General features: G+C 46.7%; 16 protein-coding genes. 4 read left to right on the top strand and 12 right to left on the bottom strand.

Annotation, left to right across the window (positions count from 1 at the left end; all coding sequences use genetic code 11):
* Window positions 1-421 precede the first annotated feature (421 nt).
* Complete coding sequence (locus tag CLV93_RS09045) at window positions 422-1,819, top strand: sialate O-acetylesterase (RefSeq protein WP_170108908.1); 1,398 nt, start codon at window positions 422-424, stop codon at window positions 1,817-1,819.
* 49 nt (window positions 1,820-1,868) lie between these two features.
* On the opposite strand, the gene CLV93_RS09050 is transcribed toward CLV93_RS09045, so the two are convergent.
* Entirely contained in the window at window positions 1,869-2,525 is a 657-nt protein-coding gene (locus CLV93_RS09050) for a DUF6261 family protein (protein WP_106541877.1), read from the bottom strand.
* Window positions 2,526-3,435: 910 nt separating this feature from the next.
* Between CLV93_RS09050 and CLV93_RS09060 the strand changes: the two genes are divergently transcribed.
* Window positions 3,436-4,644 carry a DUF4861 family protein gene (locus CLV93_RS09060; protein ID WP_106541879.1) on the top strand — a complete coding sequence of 403 codons (1,209 nt, stop codon included), beginning with the start codon at window positions 3,436-3,438 and terminating at the stop codon, window positions 4,642-4,644.
* Between the two features lie 70 nt (window positions 4,645-4,714).
* Here the strand turns inward: CLV93_RS09060 and CLV93_RS09065 are convergent, their stop codons facing one another.
* From CLV93_RS09065 to CLV93_RS09110, 10 genes are all read right to left on the bottom strand, one after another.
* Complete coding sequence (locus CLV93_RS09065) at window positions 4,715-5,671, bottom strand: mevalonate kinase family protein (protein ID WP_106541880.1); 957 nt, start codon at window positions 5,669-5,671, stop codon at window positions 4,715-4,717.
* Window positions 5,668-6,744, bottom strand: coding sequence for a diphosphomevalonate decarboxylase (gene mvaD / locus CLV93_RS09070; RefSeq protein WP_106541881.1), 1,077 nt, complete (start codon window positions 6,742-6,744; stop codon window positions 5,668-5,670). The genes CLV93_RS09065 and mvaD overlap by 4 nt, the downstream gene beginning before the upstream one ends.
* Window positions 6,737-7,672, bottom strand: coding sequence for a GYDIA family GHMP kinase (locus CLV93_RS09075; protein ID WP_106541882.1), 936 nt, complete (start codon window positions 7,670-7,672; stop codon window positions 6,737-6,739). Before CLV93_RS09075 ends, mvaD begins: the two co-directional genes overlap by 8 nt.
* On the bottom strand, window positions 7,665-8,987 hold the full coding sequence (locus CLV93_RS09080; RefSeq protein WP_106541883.1) for a hydroxymethylglutaryl-CoA reductase: 1,323 nt from the start codon (window positions 8,985-8,987) through the stop codon (window positions 7,665-7,667). The genes CLV93_RS09075 and CLV93_RS09080 overlap by 8 nt, the downstream gene beginning before the upstream one ends.
* A complete protein-coding gene (locus CLV93_RS09085; protein WP_106541884.1) occupies window positions 8,984-9,994 on the bottom strand; it encodes a beta/alpha barrel domain-containing protein in 1,011 nt (336 codons plus the stop codon). The genes CLV93_RS09080 and CLV93_RS09085 overlap by 4 nt, the downstream gene beginning before the upstream one ends.
* Window positions 9,995-10,024: 30 nt before the next feature.
* Entirely contained in the window at window positions 10,025-11,173 is a 1,149-nt protein-coding gene (locus CLV93_RS09090; RefSeq protein ID WP_106541885.1) for an acyl-CoA dehydrogenase family protein, read from the bottom strand.
* Window positions 11,174-11,175: 2 nt separating this feature from the next.
* Entirely contained in the window at window positions 11,176-13,170 is a 1,995-nt protein-coding gene (locus tag CLV93_RS09095; protein ID WP_106541886.1) for an acetyl/propionyl/methylcrotonyl-CoA carboxylase subunit alpha, read from the bottom strand.
* The gene (locus tag CLV93_RS09100) at window positions 13,170-13,958 is read right to left on the bottom strand and encodes an enoyl-CoA hydratase-related protein (protein WP_106541887.1); all 789 of its coding nucleotides are present in this window, start codon (window positions 13,956-13,958) and stop codon (window positions 13,170-13,172) included. Before CLV93_RS09100 ends, CLV93_RS09095 begins: the two co-directional genes overlap by 1 nt.
* Window positions 13,959-14,044: 86 nt before the next feature.
* Window positions 14,045-15,616, bottom strand: a complete 1,572-nt coding sequence (locus tag CLV93_RS09105; RefSeq protein WP_106542205.1) for a carboxyl transferase domain-containing protein — start codon at window positions 15,614-15,616, stop codon at window positions 14,045-14,047.
* 184 nt (window positions 15,617-15,800) lie between these two features.
* Window positions 15,801-17,111, bottom strand: coding sequence for an MFS transporter (locus CLV93_RS09110; protein WP_170108909.1), 1,311 nt, complete (start codon window positions 17,109-17,111; stop codon window positions 15,801-15,803).
* A 294-nt stretch (window positions 17,112-17,405) separates the two neighbouring features.
* Here CLV93_RS09110 and CLV93_RS09115 point away from each other — a divergent pair, with 294 nt between their 5' ends.
* A complete protein-coding gene (locus CLV93_RS09115; RefSeq protein WP_106541889.1) occupies window positions 17,406-18,497 on the top strand; it encodes a sensor histidine kinase in 1,092 nt (363 codons plus the stop codon).
* Between the two features lie 90 nt (window positions 18,498-18,587).
* The gene (locus CLV93_RS09120) at window positions 18,588-19,316 is read left to right on the top strand and encodes a LytR/AlgR family response regulator transcription factor (protein ID WP_106541890.1); all 729 of its coding nucleotides are present in this window, start codon (window positions 18,588-18,590) and stop codon (window positions 19,314-19,316) included.
* Here CLV93_RS09120 and bamG read toward each other — a convergent pair whose 3' ends face one another.
* Entirely contained in the window at window positions 19,317-20,555 is a 1,239-nt protein-coding gene (bamG, locus tag CLV93_RS09125) for a BamG family beta-barrel-assembly machinery protein (protein WP_146141990.1), read from the bottom strand.
* Window positions 20,556-20,560 lie beyond the last annotated feature (5 nt).

Below are 20,560 nucleotides of genomic sequence, written 5' to 3' on the forward strand. Positions count from 1 at the left end.
AGATCGGGTACACTCAAAAAAAGATGGAAAACCTATTATAAAAAACAAGTAAATTTAAATGTCTAACCTGTAAACTTTTTTCAGGACGATACACATCCCAGCCTAGGTTATCAACCCAATTTCAATGCCGATCCTATCTACGTTTATGACATCCTTTACCTCGACGATAATGTGATGATATTAGGTGCACCTGAGCCTGGAGCTGGCGGTTGGGGAGGAGCCTGGTTCTGGATATTCAAACGGAAAGGTTACACTTTCCCGGCCAATTAGTCTCAGAATTTTTCCCGATAAGGAAGAAAAACATACATAAGAGATAAACTCTACTCGCCGGTGTAAAGACTTCATTTTCACCGGCGTTTTTTTTATTTGTAATTTCATCAATCGCAAATCTTAGTTATACAAAATGATAAAACTACAGCCAATGAAACGCATTCTTTTTCTACTTCTCATTATTATTCCGGCATTTACGATCGCTCAGCCGACTTTAAAGCTCCCGAACATTTTGAGTGACCATGCCGTGCTGCAGGCTTCTTCGAATGTAAAACTGTGGGGATGGGGGCACAGTACCGTCCCGGTGAAGATTGTTTGCAGCTGGAATCCGACCGATACCATTACGGTGATGCCGAAGAAAAACTGGACCTGGAAAACTACCGTGAAAACCCCAAAAGCCGGCGGTCCATACACAATCTTCTTCAGCAGTGGCAAAAAACAAATTACCATTCACGATATTTTAACGGGGGAAGTCTGGTTGTGTTCCGGCCAGTCGAACATGGAATTCAATTATAAGTGGGGTTCTATCGATACCGTAAATGTACAGAAGACCGCCAACCAGGAAATTCGCTTCTTCCAGTCTTCTCACTCCTATGCCGATTACCCGCAAGGAAATACAGATGGCGAATGGAAAGTATGCGATGCCGCGTCGATGCCCAATTTCAGCCTCGTCGGGTATTTCTTCGGGCGAAAGCTGAATGCCCAATTGCACAAACCGGTCGGGCTGATTGGTTCGTACTGGGGCGGATCATGCGTGCAAGCCTGGACCCCGGAAGAGGCGTATAAAGGTAACAGCCAACTCCGGCAGGAAGCAGAAGACCTTCCGGCAGTCAGTTGGTCGCCGGTAGCACCGACCGTTATTTACAATGCCATGATTCACCCGATACTCAACTACAAAATTGCCGGAACCATCTGGTACCAGGGTGAGCAAAATACCGACAGGCCGCAGTACTACGGCGACCTGTTCAAAGCGATGATTACCAGCTGGCGGAAAGAATTCCACAACGATTTTCCGTTTTACTTTGTGCAAATTGCCCCCTGGAGTGGTTACAGCGGTTTGAGTGGTGCCATTGTCCGCGAGCAACAGGCATCGGCATTGAGCCTCCCAAAAACCGGAATGGCTACGGTTGGCGATTTGGTTGATGATGTCACGAACATTCATCCCAAATCAAAAAAACCGGTTGGTGACCGGTTGGCGAACCTGGCCTTGAAAGAAGTGTACGGGTTTGATAAACTGGAACCGTATCAGCCACAGTTTGCCTCGATGAACATCAAAGGAAACAAGGCTTTCATTACGGTTAAATCGATTGGAAAACTGACCGTGAAGGGGAGAACCATCGAGAGCTTTCAGGTTGCCGGAAGCGACCAGCACTTCTATCCGGCCCAGGCCAAACTGAAGAAAGACGGAACGATTGAAGTGTTTTCGAAGCAAGTAAAACACCCTGTGGCTGTTCGCTATTGTTATACCAATGGCGGCATGCCCAATCTGTTCGACACGAATGGCCTTCCTCTGGAACCTTTCCGGACCGATAATTGGAAAGTAAAATAACATCTTTTCAGACCTTCAGGGTTTTAAAAACCCTGAAGGTCTCTTTTCATTAAAACCGGCTAACTTCCACTTCCAGTTGTTTCACCAGTTCGTTCAAACCGCTGTTCCCGGTTACTTCGGCCTGCATCGGCAGAAAGGTGAGCAGTTTGCGCAGGGCTTCCTCCAGACGGGGACGGACCGATGTGGCAGCATCCACTTCATCGGCATTCGATTTTTGTGCGTTATAAGCCCGCAGCGTGGTTTCGAAATCGGTGTTGGCATCCTTCAGCAACGACAGCCATTCATCGGCGTGCATGGCAGCTAAATCGTCGGTAAACCCCGATTCGAGCGTCTCGGTTAAATTATGGATAATAGCCGACTCCGCTTCATAGCTCTGCTTAACGACCTGCTTCCCGTACTTATCAATCTCGTTCAAAATGGGTGTTGCCTTTGCCCCCAGTAACGGGTGCCGCAGGTAGTTCTTCACATGAATACGCAGGGCCGACCATATCCGGTCGCGGAAACTGTCTTTTTCCGCAATCTCGGCAGCACTTAGCACCGACTTTTCCATTGCGGCTTTGTATTCGGCATAAGCTTCCTCAAAGCGGCCAAAGTAAAAGTCGATACCCATTTCTTCGGTTTTCACCGATAAAATCAATTCATAAATCCGTTTACACAAGGTAAACAGGACGTTGTTCTTCAAACCTGATAATGCAATTTCAATCATAATTCTAATTGTTTTTATTGAAGTTTGGTTATATACTAATCGGGATGTTATTCCCGATCACTGTTTTCAGTGCAACCTCCCCTCCGGAACATTGCCGGAAAAAATCGGCAGCTCATCCGACCCTCAGGAACGTTGCCGGAAAAAACCGGCAGCTCATCCGCCCCTCAGGAACGTTGCCGACAAAAACCGGCAGCTCACCCGACCCTCAGGAATGTTGCCGACAAAAACCGGCAGCTCAACCGACCCTCAGGAACGTTGCCGGAAAAAATCGGCACCTCATCCTACCCTCAGGAATGTCGCCGACAGAAATCGGCAGCTTATCCGACCCTCCGGCGAGTCAAAAACACAAGATGCCGGTATATCCGGTTGATTTTGGCTATCGTTTTATCTATAGCTTTTTCAAAGCCGGGTTATGCGCCGATCGTTCTCTCTTGTTACCACGAAAAACTACATGCTAAGTTGTCTGTCCCATGCCGGCGGGTTTGCCGGCTCTTCAAAATTTCAACAATCAACTTAAGTATTATATCGTTAAGAATCAATTAAAATAGAGGACATGCAGGGCCCATATGGTATCCGGCTACCGCGAAAAATACCGCAATGCTATGTATCGCCGGTCAATATTCGACTCTTTCGGGCTACCGGATAGGTATTATATCACGGTTTGTTAACCGGAACGATACCGTACCCGGATAGCGATTTCCCGGTAGGAGAATTCACCGGAAGGTGTACCACTTTTCGTGAAATGAATGAGACGAAGATGTAATTTATACACTTTCTCCCCCCACAATGGCCCGAAAATTCTACCTTTATGACTCCGGAATTTTTTATCATGCCCCTGAAAGCCGATCACGCTTTGTGACATAGTCAACACTAAAAAAGATAAACGGAACCGATAATACAATTCAAACAGATGAAAATCAATCGACAAAAAAAACTGATTTACTGGCCGCTACTCTCTCTGTTCCTGTTAGCAGGTTGCAACTCAAACACGGTCCTCAAAAAAGAAGTTCACGTGAAGAATACGCTGGATTTCAACCGCATTTCGGAAACGGTATCCATTCCCATGACGAAACTAAAAGATTTAACGGCTAAGTATTCGCCGAAAGATCTTTTGGTGCTGGATCCGTCGAGCGGAAATTACCTGGTTCGGCAGCTGATTGACGAAAACCAGGATGGTCAACCCGACGAACTGCTTTTCCAGGTGAGCATCAAAGCCAACGAAGAAAAAACGTACCAGATTATTGGCAGAGAAAACGGTGCCGAAGAACAACCACACAGCAAATACACGACCTTCTCCAGGTTCGTTCCCGAACGAATTGATGACTACGCCTGGGAGAACGATAAAGTAGCTTTCCGGACATTTGGGCCAAAAGCACAGCAACTTACCGAAGAACACAAGCCCGGCGGCACACTAACCAGTGGTATCGACTTGTGGTTTAAGCGAGTTAAATACCCGATTATTGATGAATGGTACGCAGGCGCCGTCGATAGTGTCGATTACTATAACGTTGATCGTGGAGAAGGATGCGATGCCTACCATGTTGGCTCGAGTCGCGGCGATGGGGGTATTGGCGTTTGGCAAGATGATAGCCTGCATGTTTCGAAAAATTTTGTCAGCTACAAGACCATTGCCCGGGGACCAATTCGTGCCCTTTTTGAGTTGACCTATGCACCGTGGAGTGAATACAGGATTCACGAAACAAAACGAATTTCACTCGATTTGGGCTCGAACTTCTCCAAATTTGTTGTATCGCTGAAACCCGAAAAACCGGTTCCCAATATCACCATCGGTATCTCGATGCACGAGCGCAAAGGCGAGGTCAAACTGGAGCCGAAAGAAGGCTGGTTCCGTCAGTGGGAAAAAGGAGCCGACTCCTTTGTCGGCGAAGGTGTCGTGGTTAATTCGGCTCGCGTGGACAGCGCCTTTACCCATATCTCACCAACCCCGGACCAAAGTCAGATTATGGTCGTTACGCAGCCTAACGATTCGGTACTTACTTACTATGCCGGGTTTGCATGGGTGAAAAGCGGACAGGTAAAGTCGGTTGAAGGCTGGGACGCTATGCTACAAAAACAGGCTGAACGCATTCTGCATCCACTGGAAGTGACAATTCAGTAAACAAATAAGCAACAAAAAATTAGAGATGTACCGTTGGTAGCCGAAGAAGCACCGATGGTACATTTTCTTTTTAAGAAGGGAACCCGTTTCCGTCCACACTTTCGGGAATCATTTCGACAAAAAGACAACTGATTTCCCTTTCCCGGAAATATTTCTCGGTTGCAATGCGATTTTTGGTAAAACCAAGCAGATAACCACCGCCTCCCGAGCCACACAGCTTTAACGTAAAATCATCAGTTTCCAGCCCATACCGGAAATGCTTCCGGAACTCCACCGGAATCATGGGACGAAAATAGTCGAGCTGAAAACGGGAAATACGTTGCAGAACCGCCTGAACCGGATCGGTTTGAGCATGCAATAGAGCGTCTACCAGTTCATCAATACCGCTTACTAATTCTTCCTCGAAAACTTCCCGAAAATCGGGCCGCTGATGCTGTTCCATAAACCAGTTAACCAAATCGCCGGTTCCACCCTGCTGTCCGCTGTCAATTAGGAATACAGCATATTCATCGAAGAATTTTTCAGGCCAACCGGCTTCTACGCTGATTTTATCGCGGCTTTCGATCCAAACAGGCTTTTGTACGTACGACACCAACGGATCCAGTCCAGAGCTGGTTCCGTGATAAAACGACTCGATAACCGCCATTTGACTCCGTATCTCCGGCAACGTCTCTTCTTCCGTATCCTGACCATACCGATGATACAAAGCAGCTGTTAAAGCGCCGGAACTGCCCACTCCGTATTGATTGGGAATATTTGATTGAAAATAAAGTCCGGTAGCCAAATCATCCCGGAAGGAAGTCAAATTTAAGAAGACCGGTGCTGCTGCATTTTTCTCCAGGAAACCAAGCAATTCCGCCAAATGTTGGTTGGAAATATGAGCCGCCTCTTTCTCGGCCGGACTCATTTTCCCGACAGGAAAGGCTAACTGGCCACCGTATAAATTAAACGGAAGCGCCAGTCCTTTCGAGCCCGTAATAATGCTGTACTCGCCGAATAGTAATATTTTTGCCGGGAAACGCTTCATTTAATTTCCTCTTTATAGGGGCCTTCGCCAATTTCATCATCAATCCATTGCTTGTTTTCACAGAACGGAAGCAACTCCTCCTGAATAAATTGTTGCACCATCTCTTTGTCTTCGTCGCGATAAAGCAAATGCACGTTGGGGCCGGCATCCAACGTAAAACAAACCATCAAGCCTGTTTTTTCGCGAAAAGCGCGAACCGCATTGATAATCTGAAGCGATTCGGGTTGCAACAACAAACCGTCCTGCGAGGAGGTCATCAGTAAACCATGCAACGACAATGCTTCACTCTCCACCACTTCAACAAAGGTCTTCTCATCTCCGTTCTGGAGCGCCAGCATCATACAGTTCAGGTGTTTCCGGGCCTGACGGTAACGACCTTCCGCAAAAGGATGATTGCTCATCAATCCATGACCAGCAGAACTTGAAACTTTCTTCCGGTCGGAATTAACAATCAAAATGGCATCCCGCAAATTTTGCCATTGTTCGGGAATGTCCTGCTCCAAAGGCGACGCATATCGGTCGGAAGAATCGGGCAACAAACCGTCTTCCCCCCAGGTGACCCAACCGCCATACACCGAGCGACAGGCACTCCCCGACCCTAACCGGGCCAGATGCGACGCACGACGAGACAAATCCTGTGTAGGAGGTTTTCGCAGTCCCATCTTTTTTTCCATATCGACTAAACAGAGCGTAATCGCACTCATCGAAGACGCCGAAGAAGCAATTCCGGTTGAGTGCGGAAAGGTGTTCGTACTTTGAAATTCCAGCTCAAGGCTTGTTAAATAGGGCATCTCCGGGAGTAATCGCCGTAAATAATTAGCCACTTTCCTTTCGAAAGCCTCATTCCGCTCTCCATCGAACCAATAAGCAACTTTCAAATCCTCGGAATCCGGCACGGGTTCATCAAGCCTCCGGTAACGAAGCTTTGTTTTAGTGACCGAATTCTTCAACGTCAAACTCAACGACGGGTTATTGGGCAATTGCTCGCCATGCTTTCCCCAATATTTAATCAAGGCAATATTTGAAGGACTAACCCACGTAGTCTCTTTCCAGTCACTCTTTTTATCAGCCATATGAAATCATTTCGTTAAACGGAAGAACGGTTTCATATCCCCGCTCTCCAAACCATTTTCTCACTTCCTCTTCCGGCCACTTAGTCGCTGCCAGAATGAAATCGCCTCCCCATGCTCCCAACGACTTGATACACCCCTCAAAATCGGAAAAGAGTCTTTCCTTCACAGGAATTTGCCCTGTCATTCCGCCGACCAGCTTTTCATGCTCATCCATCAAGGCACAAAAGCTATCCAAATCATCAGCCGCAGCAGCTTCGCCTGCAATCGACGAAATTCGCTTCAGTATCATTTCATCAACAGTTAACCCGGCAAACGCGTTTACTGCCTGCTTCGAATTTTTCTTTTCATTCAGGTACACCAACCACAAATTAGCTCCAAACGAAGGCCTGAATTTCGCGGAAATTACTTCGGGCAAATTATTCACCCTTCGATACAAAATCGGCCCTTTCGAACGGGCGCACGCGACATCGTAGCCGGAACTGTGAAAGACTAGTCCATTTAACCGAAACGGGTCGCATTTGGCCCAATCGGCAATATTGGAAACCAATGAACTACTGGAACCCAATCCCCACTCGGGAAGAAATTCAAGGGTCGACCTGGCTTGCAAAGCTTCTTCCCTTTCCAGGAAACCAGCATGCAGTTTTCGGGCGGTCAGGAAAAGTTCCTTCAAAACACCGGCTTTCTGGCTATCTGTAGCTGAAATAACATCCAATGCGGGTAAACTAAAACGCGCTTCGAACCACTTCCCGGAAGGCGAAATACTTTCCCATGATAAAACGCCGGGTTCATTTCCTTCTAACACTTCCAGGTATTGCCCCAACCTGGAAGGAAGAGCCAACGCCTGCGCACCACGAAGCACAGCATATTCACCCGTCAGCAACAATTTGCCGCGGGAATAAAATACTCTTGTGTTGGTTGTTTCAGCCATTGGTATTCCTGATGTGGTTCAGGTATTTTTCCACTTCTGCGTAAGCGATATTTTTATCACTGAAATATTGAGTGCATTTGCTTTTTTCTTCTGCCGTTGCTCCCAACTGATTCAGAATGTTGGTTAGGTGCATTTTCATGTGCCCTTGCTGAATGCCGACCGTTGTGAGCGATGCAACAGCCGCAAAATTATTAGCCAAACCAGCTGCCGCTGCAATCATCATCAATGTTTTTGCATCGGGATTCTCCAACAGTTCCAGCGCCAGCTTGGAAACCGGATGTGCTTTGGTCAGGCCGCCCACGGTTCCAAGTGCCAAAGGAAGCCGCAGTGTGTAACGAAACCGGTCACCGTCGATTTCGGCAAACGTCAGGCTGCGGTAATTTCCATTAGAAGCCGCAAATGCATGACCACAAGCCTCAACCGCCCTCCAGTCGTTTCCGGTAGCTAACACAACAGCATCGACGCCATTGTAAATGCCTTTGTTATGCGTTACTGCCCGCGATACATCCAATTGTGCAATTTGGCTGGCCATTTCAAATTTCCGGGCAAACTCTTCCGGCTTCAATTTTCCGCTAAACGGAGCCAGTTCGTCGATATCACATTCCACCCAACATTCCACCAGACTATCGGGCGTGTAGTTCGATAAAATCGACATGATGACACTCGCCTCGCCGTTTGTTTCCGAGTTATTCAACTCATCGACTAAAACTCCCGCCATGGTTTCCAGGCACGAATTGATGAAATTTGCACCCATCGCGTCGGCTGTTTCAAAGGAAACATCTGCCTGGTAATAATTGGCCAATTCACTGGTTTTGTCGACCAATTCGACTGCGATGATTCCACCGCCTCGCTTCCGCATGCGAGCCGTTAAATCATGTGTAGCAGCCAGCATTTTCTCTTTCAGAAACGGGAAAGCAGCCTTCAAATCTTTCGATTCTCCGGACCAGGAAAAATGCACTTGCCCTTTTTTGACCATTCCGGATACGCGGGCCTGAAAACCACCTCGCGAAGCCCAGAACTTGGCAGCCCTGGACGCAGCAGCAATCACCGAACTCTCTTCAATCACCATCGGAACGATGTATGATTGACCGTTCACCACTACGTTGGGAACGACGCCCATGGGCATAAAGAAGTTCGTCAGGAAATTTTCGCTAAACTCTTCGAAAAGTGCTTGAGTTGACGGATTTTGATGCAAGAAATTATCAAGCACCGACCGGGAAGCCTCATCAAGTCCCAGCCGGTCCCATATTAAATCGATTCGTTGCGACCGGTTCAGTTTGGAAAAGCCACTGATAATCCGTTCGTTTTTCGTCATTCAGAATGATTTTCGTTAATCCGAAGAAATGCTTTGGCAATACGCAAACCTTTCAACTGGGCTTCCACATAATTTCTCAGCACCTCATATTCCCCCTGGCTGTATTTCAGAAAAGCAGAAGCCTGCGCATAGAGGGCCGGCAATTTCGATTTTTCCGTTAGGTAGTAACCATCGAGGAAATTTTGTATACCGCCTGAAATGATCAGTTGCCGACACTTGATTTCTTCACCTCCATCTACCATTTGATTCACCGCATCGAGCATCTGCTCCGCGGACATGCCGACACGCACAAACGGCTCATACAGCTCTTTGTTCAGGTCGCTGTTGCGTTCCAGTTCGATGCGGGCAAAGTTGGTTCCGCCAAAAGCACCAAAATCAACCGCAGCCAGCGGAAGCTTCAAAAGCCGGAGTAGACTTTCCGGGCCAAATCCCTGCCCCACTTCCTTCACGATAACCGGGAACTGAACCTGCTCTAACAAGCGTTCCACCGTTTCAATCGGGGGATGCTGAATGAGGTTTCCTTCCGGCTGAAGCCACTCCTGCATCGGATTGATATGGACAATCAATCCATCGGCACGAAGGCGATCGATGAGCCTTTCGATTTTGTCTGTCTGCCTTTTGTCCAGCAACTCCTCCACCTGAGCAATCCCCAAGTTGGTATAAAGTGGTTGTTCATCACCAATATCGGCACGCACATCAAAATCGGAGAAATAGGTATCGTCATCCAACAGTTTGCGGCATGAGCCCAACCCCATTCCCAGGCCAAATTCGCCGCAGGCGCGGGCCAGGTTATGGTTGATGGTATTGGCCAATTTGGTGCCGCCGGTCATGCTCGAAACCCAAACCGGAGCTTTCAGCTTTTTCCCGACAAACGGAATTTCGTCCGGTTCGTCTGCCGGATGTCCTGACAACATCGGTTCGTAGAAGAACCGCTCATCGGCAGCTATTCCGTTCATCTGCGACTGAAAAGCCAGTTTAATGTGATCCAGTTTGCGATCGGCGCCCATGGTGCTTATCTGATTTCTTTGGAAAACAGTTTACGATTTTAAGACATAACGACCAATGACCATCCTCAGAATTTCGGAAGTTCCTTCTCCAATCTGAAGCAAACGCTGGTCACGATAGAAACGCTCGATATGATTTTCGCGAAGCAAACCGTAAGCTCCATGAACCTGAACCGATTCATCGGCTACAAATTTGGCTACTTCCGAGCAATACAGTTTCGACATCGCCGCTTCTTTTCCGAAAGGTTTTCCGGCATCTTTCAGTTGGCAGGCACGGTACAGCGTATTTCTGGCTAACTCAATTCGCATAGCCATCTCAGCCAGTTTGAAGGAAACCGCCTGAAATTCGGCAATCGGCTTACCAAACTGCTCACGCTTCTTGGCATGTTTCACAGCCATTTCGAAAGCGCCCTGCGCCAGACCAAGTCCCATGGCAGCAATTGACAAACGTCCGCCATCGAGTGTGGCAAGCATAATCTTGATTCCTTCGCCACGTTTACCCAGCATGTTTTCTTCCGGTACACGGCAATCGGTAAATTTCATTTTACCGTTGTCCACCGAGCGCCACATCAGTTTTCCTTTAACCGGCCAGGTTTCGTATCCCGGCGTTTCGCGGGGAACCAGAATAGCAGTCAGCTCTTTTTTGCCGTCTTTTTCACCAGTAATGGCCTGCAAAGTAATGCCGGAAGCAATTTCCGATGCGCTATTCGTGATAAACATCTTGGAGCCATTGACAACCCACTCGCCATCGACCAGTTCGGCACGCGATGCCACCCCTTTGGCATCGGAGCCCGCTGTTAACTCGGTTAATCCAAATGCCCAAAGTTTCTCACCGGTACACAAACCAGGGATATATTTCTGCTTTTGTTCCTCTGTTCCGTATGAATAGATGGGTGCAATTCCCAGCGAATTATGGGCAGCAATGGTTGCTGCCGGCGAGCTGTCCACTCGAGCCAATTCTTCCACCGCGATAATGTACGACAACGTGTCGAGTCCCTGCCCACCATACTCCTTGGGAATGGCAATTCCAAAGAGTCCGGCTTCACCCATTTTGCGGGCTAAATCAACAGGAAAATGCTCGTTTTCGTCATGCTCAATTGCAACAGGATGAACCTCCTTCTCTGCAAAGTCTCTGATTCGCTTACGATAGTCTGCGTAGTGCTTGGGCAATAATTCGTCCATAGTTAAATATCCTCCAGAATAATTAAAGGCATTTCGTCAGTTACCTGGCTGCCAACCTCTACAGCAATGGATTTAATTTTTGCTGCTCGGGGCGATGTAACGTGGTTCTCCGATTTCATCGATTCGATCACCAGCAATATCTCCCCTTTTTTGATGATTTGATTATGTTTGACTTGAATATCGATAATCTTTCCGTGTAGCGGCGAACGAACCACCGCTTCATTTTCGGCCGTTTCCGGCTCTTCTCCGGCTGCTTCACCATGGTAATCATCCAGCAAATCGGAACTGGTCAGATGAAAATGAAAGCCATCTGAGTCCAGCCATTTTCCGGCTACCGGATGATTTGACCAGAAAATCTCGTGGTTCTTTCCATCCAGCGAAACAACTAAGCGCTGCGTATCCATTTCTTTCACCGAAAAGGAAAACGTTTCGCCTCCGTTCTGCAACTGAAAACTGTTTCTCTTCTGGGAATGAAAAGTAACCGAAAAAAGTTGGTCGTCAATAGCTATTTCGACCTGATTTTTTAAGCGATGAAATCCAATCTGTTCCCAGGTATCAACCGCATTGTTTTGCTTTCGCAGAAAACCAAGATACAGATAGGAAGCCAACAGAACTTCGCGCGAAACATTCTCGCGATTTTGCTGTAAGCCATCCAAATGTTCCCGCAGCTGTTCGCCAATAAAGGCGGTATGTATATCGTTGTTGACAACCGAAGTTTCTTTCAACAAATGTTTCAGATACAAAAGATTGGTCTTCGGGCCATGAACCGACAATTCATTCAGTGCCAACTCCATCTTCGCCAATGCGTCGTTTCGGTTTTCACCGAAAGTGATAACCTTAGCTATCAATGGATCGAACTGACTTCCGGCTTCGTTGTCTCCATCCAGATCCGTCTCCAGCCGGACACCATTTCCGGGCAACCGGTAAAAATTGACCGGCGCAGAAGACGGCGCAAACGCTTTTTCCGGATCTTCGCGATAGACACGAACCTCGATAGCGTGACCTTTCAGTGAAACATCACTTTGCTGAAAGGACAGTGGTTTGCCAGAAGCTATTCTCAATTGCTCCCGGACAATATCGATACCCGTCACTTCCTCGGTTACCGGATGCTCGACCTGGATACGCGGGTTCATCTCCATGAACCAAAAACGGCCGTCAGGTTCCACCAGAAACTCTACGGTTCCGGCACCCGAATAGTTAGTTTCTTTTCCCAACGCTAAAGCCGCATCCAGAAGTTTCTTCTGTACTGAAGCCGGAAGATTCGCTGCCGGTGCTTCCTCCACAATCTTTTGGTGGTTCCGCTGCAGCGTACAATCCCGCTCAAAGAGATGTACCAGGTTACCATGACGATCGCCTAAAATCTGCACTTCGATGTGACGGGCCTTTTCGACGTATGGCTCAACGTACACTTCGCCGTTTCCAAAATAATTGGCAGCAGCACGCGATGCCTGTGTAAGTTTTTCATTTAACTCATCAGCCGAGCTGACGATCTGCATTCCTTTTCCACCACCTCCGTGGGAAGCTTTTATCAGCATTGGATACTCCAATGTTTCGGCTTCGCCGTTCAATTGACCGGCAACCAACGTCTGTCCGAGTAAGACCGGAATTCCCAGCTTGTGAGCAAACTGCTTGGCTTCCATTTTATTTCCCATCAGCCTCAACACTTCAGCATCGGGACCGATAAAAATAATACCCGCTTCGGCACAAGCTTCGGCAAAACGGTAATCTTCCGAAAGGAAACCATATCCCGGGTGAATGGCCTGTGCTCCGGATTGAACGGCCGCCTGAATCATCTTTTCAATATTCAGGTAGGTATCATTCAGCGAACCTTCTCCGAGCGAAACCGACTCATCGGCCTGGCGAACATGCAGCGCCTCCGCTTCCTCCTCGGAGTAAACAGCGACGGTGGAAATGTGCATGGAACGCGCAGCCCGGATAATCCGAAGCGCAATTTCACCGCGATTGGCGATTAATATTTTTTCCAGTCTCTCCATCATCAAGGCCAGTCGGGAGTTCGTTTTTCTAAAAATGCAGTAATGCCTTCCTGTGCTTCGGGAGTTACTCTCACTTCCGCCAACAGTTCGGGCATTTGCTTCATATATTCATCCATCGACGTTCCGTCTGATAGCTCATTGATTAACTGTTTGGAACGAATCACAGCGAGAGGTCCACCTTTCAACATCTGCTCCAGCAGTTGAAGGATGAACCTATCCATATCTTCGACCGATTCGAAAACCCGATCGGCTAAACCGTTCTCATATGCCTCTTCCCCATTGAAATGTCTTCCCGAGAAAATTAATTCTTTCAGCCGCGAAGCTTTCATTCGTTTCATCAGCAAAGGCGTAATACTGGCAGCCACCAGTCCAAGTCGGGTTTCACTCAACGAAAAGCGGGCATTGGACACTGTATAAGCTATATCACAGGCGGCCAACAATCCGGTTCCACCACCGAATATATTACCGTATGCTGCTCCAACGACTACTTTCGAACTTCGATAGATAGCCATCAACATATGAGTGAGCAAGCGACTATCTTCCAGATTTTCTGCTTCACTCAGTGTTGCAGACTCTTTCATCCAGTTCAGATCGGCACCGGCACAGAACGATTTTCCTTCACCGCGAATTACCACAAAACGGTAGGAAGGCTGTTCCTCCGCCCATTGAAAAAAACGGTGCAACTCAACAATCATCTCACGGTTGAGTGCATTATGTACTTCACTTCGGTTTAACCAGAGGTTCAACGTTTTTCCTTCCGGTTTCACCACCAGGGTTTGGTAATTTTCCATAGATCAATGCTTACGCAAATCAATCAGGTTATGCAAATACAGATTTCTCTGTTCATCTCTTTTTATCAATCCATTCGGCACTAAGCCTACATACGGTAAATACCGGTTTTGGGTTCACCGAACTTCCGGTTTAGTGAAACAGAAATAGCCAGTCCCAACACTTGGCGAGTTTCGGTTGGCTCGATTATGCCATCATCCCACAAACGGGAAGTGCTATACAAAGCCCGACTCTCTTCTTCGAACTGACTGACCAAATCAGGTGCGCCGCTCTTTCCGCCTTTCTTGCCGATAGACTGTAGCACCTGCGAAGCCTGCTCTCCTCCCATCACCCCGATACGGGCATTGGGCCACATAAACAGAAAATTCGGGTCATACGCCCGGCCCGCCATTGCATAATTGCCGGCACCATATGAACCACCAATAATCACCGTAAAACGAGGGACATTAGCCGTAGCCACCGCATGAATCAGTTTCGCACCATTGCGGGCAATGCCCTCCTGTTCGTATTTTTTCCCGACAATAAAGCCGGTAATGTTCTGCAAAAACAACAACGGAATCTTCCGGAAGTTGCATAATTCGATAAAATGAGCCGCTTTTAAAGACGCCTCCGATGTCAGAAATCCGTTATTGGCAATAATCCCTACCGGGAATCCCATTATTTTGGAAAAACCGGTAATAATAGTGGTTCCGTAACGCTCTTTGAACTCCTGAAACTTACTGCCATCTACCAGACGGGCGATGATTTCACGCATCCTGATTGGCTTTTTCAAATCAACCGGTGCCAGACCATACAGGTCAGAAGCATTGTACAAGGGAGCTTCCGGAGGCGTTACGTCCAATACCTGCTTATCGGGCAACGGCAACGTTTCGATGATACTGCGGCACTTTTTCAATGCGTCAATATCATTCTCCGCCAGGTGATCGGCCACACCCGAAATTCCGGTGTGCACCAGTGCGCCACCTAGTTCTTCCGCATCCACATCTTCGCCGGTAGCCGCTTTCACCAAAGGAGGTCCTCCAATAAAAATGGTTCCCTGATTCTTCACCATGATGGTTTCATCACTCATGGCCGGGACATAAGCGCCACCAGCCGTACAAGAGCCCATCACAACCGATATCTGCGGGATTCCTTCCGCTGACATCCGGGCCTGATTGTTGAAAATGCGACCGAAATCGAACCTGTCGGGAAATAATCTCGCCTGCTCGGGCAAGAAAATTCCACCCGAATCGACCAGGTACACACACGGCAAATTGTTTTGCATGGCAATCTCCTGTGCCCTGATGTGCTTCTTCAGTGTTTCGTGCACATAGGTGCCACCCTTCACCGTCGCATCGTTCGCAATAATCACCACTTCGCGACCATGAATACGACCAATGCCGGTAACAATTCCCGCAGACGGAAACTGGTTGTTGTACTGATCGTATGCCGCCAACGTCGAAAGCTCCAAAAACGGAGTCTGTGGATCGATCAGCAAACTGATGCGCTTACGCGCCGGCAATTTGCCTCTGTCCAGATGCTTTTTCACCGCCGGTTCGTGCTCACGTTCAACGGTCCGACGAAGTGCTTCCCGGTAGGCATTCAGCACATTCTCATACTCACCGACCTTTTCCTTAAAGTCGGGTGACTGCTCATCTATTTCGGATCTGATCTGTTTCAAAATTTGCCGCAATATAAGAGTTTCATGTCTTAAATAAATATAAAAGTTTTTTGTTCAATAAAATTCGCACAAAAATGGAACAAAAGGACAGTTTTTTTTCAACAGATATTGAAATTCAACCTTTAAATCAGGACATGAGTAACAAATTGACTCAGACCTCCTGCAACAAGGTAGTCGGCAACTATTAATTTGTTTGGGGATTGCGAACGCGAGTTGCCAGCAGGAATATCAATGCGGCAACCGTCAAAGAAAACATTCCGGCATGATGATAACTTCCGGTTTGCGTTTTACTCAAACTGAAGATAAGCGGAGCAATGGCGCTACCGAAAACAATCATCGACATGTTGAAACCGGAAATCGCCCCAAGATGTTTGCGCCCAAAATAACGGGGAAATGCTACTGCAGAAAGCACGCTGTACATGCCACTCAACGTTCCGTTCCCAACGATTAGAACATAGTAACTCCAGCCATTTCCGAGTAAAATCAATCCAATGGAGGAAAGAATTCCTCCCAGCGCCATAATTAAGAGCAGGTATTTCAAGCGAATAAAATCGCTGATGTAGTTACCACCAATGGAAACAATCACTGAAATGAGTGTTGCCGGGAGGAAAATTCCCAGCGCTTTCGTATCATCCATTCCTGCCGTGTGGAAGATGGATAAGATGTGAAAAGTCAAACCTGTAACAAAAAAGCCATTAAACGTTGTGGCAATAGCAACGCCCCAGAAAGCGGTGGTTTTTCTCGCTTCCTTTAACGTGAATTGCTTCCGGTTTTGCTGCAATTGCTCCTTTTCAGTCAACGGTCGTGGATTTTTTCCATCAGGAACCAACCCGCAGATTTCCGGATTATCACGGTAGAAAACCAACACTAAAACAGCAAAAAGCACCAGCAGAACTGCCAGCCAACGCCAGGTACCATACCACTCGAAACGACCGATTCCCCATGCCAGAATCAGCGGTGACATGGAAAAACCGAAGCTCACAAACGCGCTGCTCAATGCATTCGCCAAGCCACGCTTTCGGTCGAACCATTTCATAATCATGTTGCGCGACGACATCGTCATCACTCCCTGTCCCGAGAAACGAATCATGAAAAAGAGCAGGCTCATGATAAATACAGCAAAATAGGACAACGGTAAAAATGAAAGTCCTTTTCCCAGCGAAACGATTGCCGGAGAAAAAGATGCCACTATCAAAGCCAAAGCCAGCATAATAGTAGCGCCACTCATCACCAACCGAACTCCGTAGCGGTCGTACCATTTTCCCGCAAGGGTAAGAAACAGTGAACTGCCGATGGTACCAAACATGTACGCCAAACTGAGTTGATCGCGGGATACCTTGAGTTCACCAATCAAATGGTCGGTAAATACAGAAACGCCCATGGTTTGTCCCGGAACGCTGAACAGCATGCCCAATGTTCCCATTAGAACAATAAACCAACCATAGAAAAAAGGCCAACGATCGACCCGAAAAGGAATTTTTGCGTAGTTCGACATACAGAATAGATTAGGATGCAAAGGTATGGAATTGGATTTCTTACTTGCATTTTTTACCATCGACAGACTCAGCTTTAACGAAAGCTTTATAAGGAGTTTACCTTGGATATATATTTCTTTTCGAAAAAGAATGGCCAGCTGCCTATTTAAGCTGAATAAGTGCAGGAATTCTGTTGAAGGAATTATCTTTGCAGAAACTACATCACACTTAAAACAAAAACATAGAAAGCGAATAAAAGGGAACGGGAATGACAATTTTTCCGGTAAAAGAAATGCTTACTTAAATTCCTGTCCATGGCAACAAAACAACAATCCGGATTCAGGTATTACTACCACATTTTAGGATGGATCCTTTACTTCGGGCTCAACTACATGTTGTTCAATACCTACTTTATTCGCTTCAACTTACCACTTCAACTGGTGATGTGGGTCGCAGTGTTCATCATTTTTTATGTGAACTATCTGGTTCTGATTCCTTTTTTCCTGTTTAAAAAGCGATACGTTCTCTATTTGGCTTTTCTGGTAATCATTACGGGAATTATACTGACCCTCACCTACACCATTAAGATGGATATGATGCCTCCGCCAAACTTTGGAGATCGATTGCATCAAATGCCGTTTCATTCACCCGATATCACCTTTGGTGAACACAGGGAACCTCCGGGCGGTCCCAGAATGCGCGGCATCTATCTCGACCTGTACAACATGTTGATGTTCATCATGGCAGCCATCGGTATTCGCTTTTTCGAGTTTTGGTCGACAGAAGAGAAACACAAAGCGGAACAGGAACGGGCACAGGCTAAAACAGAATTGTCATTGTTGAAACAACAGGTGAATCCGCATTTTCTGTTCAATTCTCTGAACAGCATTTATTCGCTGGCCTACCGGAAATCGGACCTGACGGCTGAGTCTATCCTCAAGCTTTCGGATACACTGCGCTACATGCTGTATGACGCAGAAAAACACCAGATTTCGCTGAAAAATGAACTGGAGCATATTCGGAACTATATCGAATTGCAAAAACTGAGGCTGACTGATTTGACCGATGTTCAGATGAATATTCAAGGCATCGTCAATAACAAACAAATTGAACCACTGCTATTTATACCTTTTGTCGAAAACGCTTTCAAGTTTGGTGCCGACGGTATTCACGAATCATTTATCCATATTTTCTTCGATATACACAACGATTCCATCGAATTCCGCATCATAAATAAAGTGGTGAACGAACATCCCAACGAAAGATATAAGGGGACTTCAGGCATTGGACTAAATAACACACGAAGACGTCTCGAGATTTTGTATCCGGAAGCACACATGCTGAAAACGGAGAAAAAGGACGGGCTTTTTGAAGTACAACTGATACTCGACCTGAACAAAAGTTAAGTCGTTGCGACAAAAACGAAACATCGCCCACTGCTAAAATATTCCGGCAACCGGAAAATTAAGCTGAAAGTTAAAGTAAAACATTAGCACATGAATTGTTTGGCAATCGACGACGAACCGCTGGCCCTGAATATTATTGAAGACTACGCCAACAAGGTTCCGTACCTGAATCTAATCGACAAATGCACCAATGCTTTCGATGCGCTGAACATTATGCAGCAGCAAAAAATCGACTTGATTTTTCTGGACATTGAAATGCCGCACCTGAGTGGTATCGATTTCCTGCAAAGTATTGAAAAGCGGCCTTACATTATTTTCACCACAGCCTACCCCGATTACGCCGTTAAGGGGTTTGAGCTAAATGCAGCTGACTACCTGTTGAAGCCGATCGAATTCAATCGCTTTTTGAAAGCTGTCAACAAAGTATATGGATTATATAACCTGCAACGGGAAGATGCAGTTAGTGTAGCTCCCTCTCCTCACAGAGAAAATACCGGGACGCCCGATTACTTACTGATCAAAGTGGAATATGCCACTGTGAAAGTGGAATTCAACTCGATTTTCTATATCGAAGGGTTGAAGGATTACGTGAAAATTCATACCGGCAACAAACCGCTGCTGACCAAAAGCACGATGAAAAACCTCGAAGAAAAATTGCCTTCGAATATGTTTACCCGCGTTCACAAATCGTTTGTTGTCAATTTGTCGCAAATTGAGTCTATCGAAAATAACCGCATTCTCATCAACGGAAGACGCATCCCGATAGGAAGCCAGTACAAAAACTCTTTCTTCGAACTAGTCGACCGGTTCCGGTTGTGATTAGTTGTATTTCCGTTTCTGGAACCAAACATCGTTCAGGGTAAAGTTGAAGTGAATTTTCATGTAGCGCTCCCTGATGAGATTGTTGTTGGTTGTTCCCGTTTGTCCGCCTTCCAGCGAAATATTGAGCATACTGCGATTGTTCCTCAACGGGATACCAATTCCGAACGTCATTCCCATCGAATTGATGGGTTGATTATCGATAATCATATAAGAGCCGGTGTAAAATCCGCCCAGTCGGTAATGCATCTTTTTGAACCCCCGATCGATCAAACTCGTTCGAGGCGTGTAATCGAGTCCAAGCGAATATCTGGAATTGTCCTGTGTACGAATATCCGAATTGTTAAACGACGCCGAAGACCACTTACTCAGGGTATAATCCAACGCTACTGAAAAACGGTAACCTCGCTGGAATGACAGCCCAACTCCGTACTGCCCGGGCATCAAATATTTCTGGTCTGTACTGTAAGTCAAAGGATAAGTTGTGCTATTATACACCAGGGTCAAATTATAAGACGCAACCAAATTCACTTCCGGACCGTAGGTCAATCCCAGGCTGTACCTGTTTTTTCCTTTTTCGATGGCGTATTGCAAACCAAAGTCAGCATAGAGATTCCGGATATACTTTTTCGTGGTAACGGTATAATCTGACAGTGACAAGTTATCACTTCCAGTTTCCACCTGGTTAATCGAGCCAAACAAAAAGGAGGTATTCACGCCAATGGAAAGATTCTTCGTTAAATGAAAAGCATTGGCAATGTAGAATTTATTAATTCCTCCGCTACCGGTAAAATTACGGTTGTAGGTAGTTCTCGTTCCCTCAATTGTACCCTGGGTATCGATGGTATAACCGACACTGCTGTACGGAATAATTCCCAACGATGAAGCCCACCATGAATTTACGCGAAACCCAAACGCAATATAATTGAAGTTTCCATCGATCCGATCCTGGTTCGAGCCGGAGGAATTATAATTGGTATACTTCATAAACGCTCCAAACTCGTACAAAAACGACAAACTGTCAATTCCGGAATAAGAAGCGGGGTTTAGACTGTTCAAAAAAGTTCCCGAAGGAAGGGCAATCCCCGCTCCGCCCATAGCCTGATTTGTTCCAAATCCGGGAGCCTCAATGGTACCGGCCCCGAACATGGAATAGGGCGAAGAGGTGATTTGCCCGTTTGCACTAATAGTAAAGAGTGTAAGTATGAGAGAAATTAGTATATGATTCTTCAGCTTCATCCTGC

Source organism: Prolixibacter denitrificans, from assembly GCF_003014495.1.
Lineage (GTDB): Bacteria > Bacteroidota > Bacteroidia > Bacteroidales > Prolixibacteraceae > Prolixibacter > Prolixibacter denitrificans.

Bases quoted from the DNA above. Each gene is read 5' to 3' on its own strand.
- CLV93_RS09115 (WP_106541889.1), top strand. From the start codon at position 17,406: ATGGCAACAAAACAACAATCCGGATTCAGGTATTACTACCACATTTTA.
- CLV93_RS09060 (WP_106541879.1), top strand. From the start codon at position 3,436: ATGAAAATCAATCGACAAAAAAAACTGATTTACTGGCCGCTACTCTCT.
- bamG (WP_146141990.1), bottom strand. From the start codon at position 20,555: ATGAAGCTGAAGAATCATATACTAATTTCTCTCATACTTACACTCTTT.
- CLV93_RS09065 (WP_106541880.1), bottom strand. From the start codon at position 5,671: ATGAAGCGTTTCCCGGCAAAAATATTACTATTCGGCGAGTACAGCATT.
- CLV93_RS09120 (WP_106541890.1), top strand. From the start codon at position 18,588: ATGAATTGTTTGGCAATCGACGACGAACCGCTGGCCCTGAATATTATT.
- mvaD (WP_106541881.1), bottom strand. From the start codon at position 6,744: ATGGCTGATAAAAAGAGTGACTGGAAAGAGACTACGTGGGTTAGTCCT.
- CLV93_RS09090 (WP_106541885.1), bottom strand. From the start codon at position 11,173: ATGGACGAATTATTGCCCAAGCACTACGCAGACTATCGTAAGCGAATC.
- CLV93_RS09110 (WP_170108909.1), bottom strand. From the start codon at position 17,111: ATGTCGAACTACGCAAAAATTCCTTTTCGGGTCGATCGTTGGCCTTTT.
- CLV93_RS09045 (WP_170108908.1), top strand. From the start codon at position 422: ATGAAACGCATTCTTTTTCTACTTCTCATTATTATTCCGGCATTTACG.
- CLV93_RS09080 (WP_106541883.1), bottom strand. From the start codon at position 8,987: ATGACGAAAAACGAACGGATTATCAGTGGCTTTTCCAAACTGAACCGG.
- CLV93_RS09095 (WP_106541886.1), bottom strand. From the start codon at position 13,170: ATGATGGAGAGACTGGAAAAAATATTAATCGCCAATCGCGGTGAAATT.
- CLV93_RS09075 (WP_106541882.1), bottom strand. From the start codon at position 7,672: ATGGCTGAAACAACCAACACAAGAGTATTTTATTCCCGCGGCAAATTG.
- CLV93_RS09100 (WP_106541887.1), bottom strand. From the start codon at position 13,958: ATGGAAAATTACCAAACCCTGGTGGTGAAACCGGAAGGAAAAACGTTG.
- CLV93_RS09050 (WP_106541877.1), bottom strand. From the start codon at position 2,525: ATGATTGAAATTGCATTATCAGGTTTGAAGAACAACGTCCTGTTTACC.
- CLV93_RS09085 (WP_106541884.1), bottom strand. From the start codon at position 9,994: ATGGGCGCCGATCGCAAACTGGATCACATTAAACTGGCTTTTCAGTCG.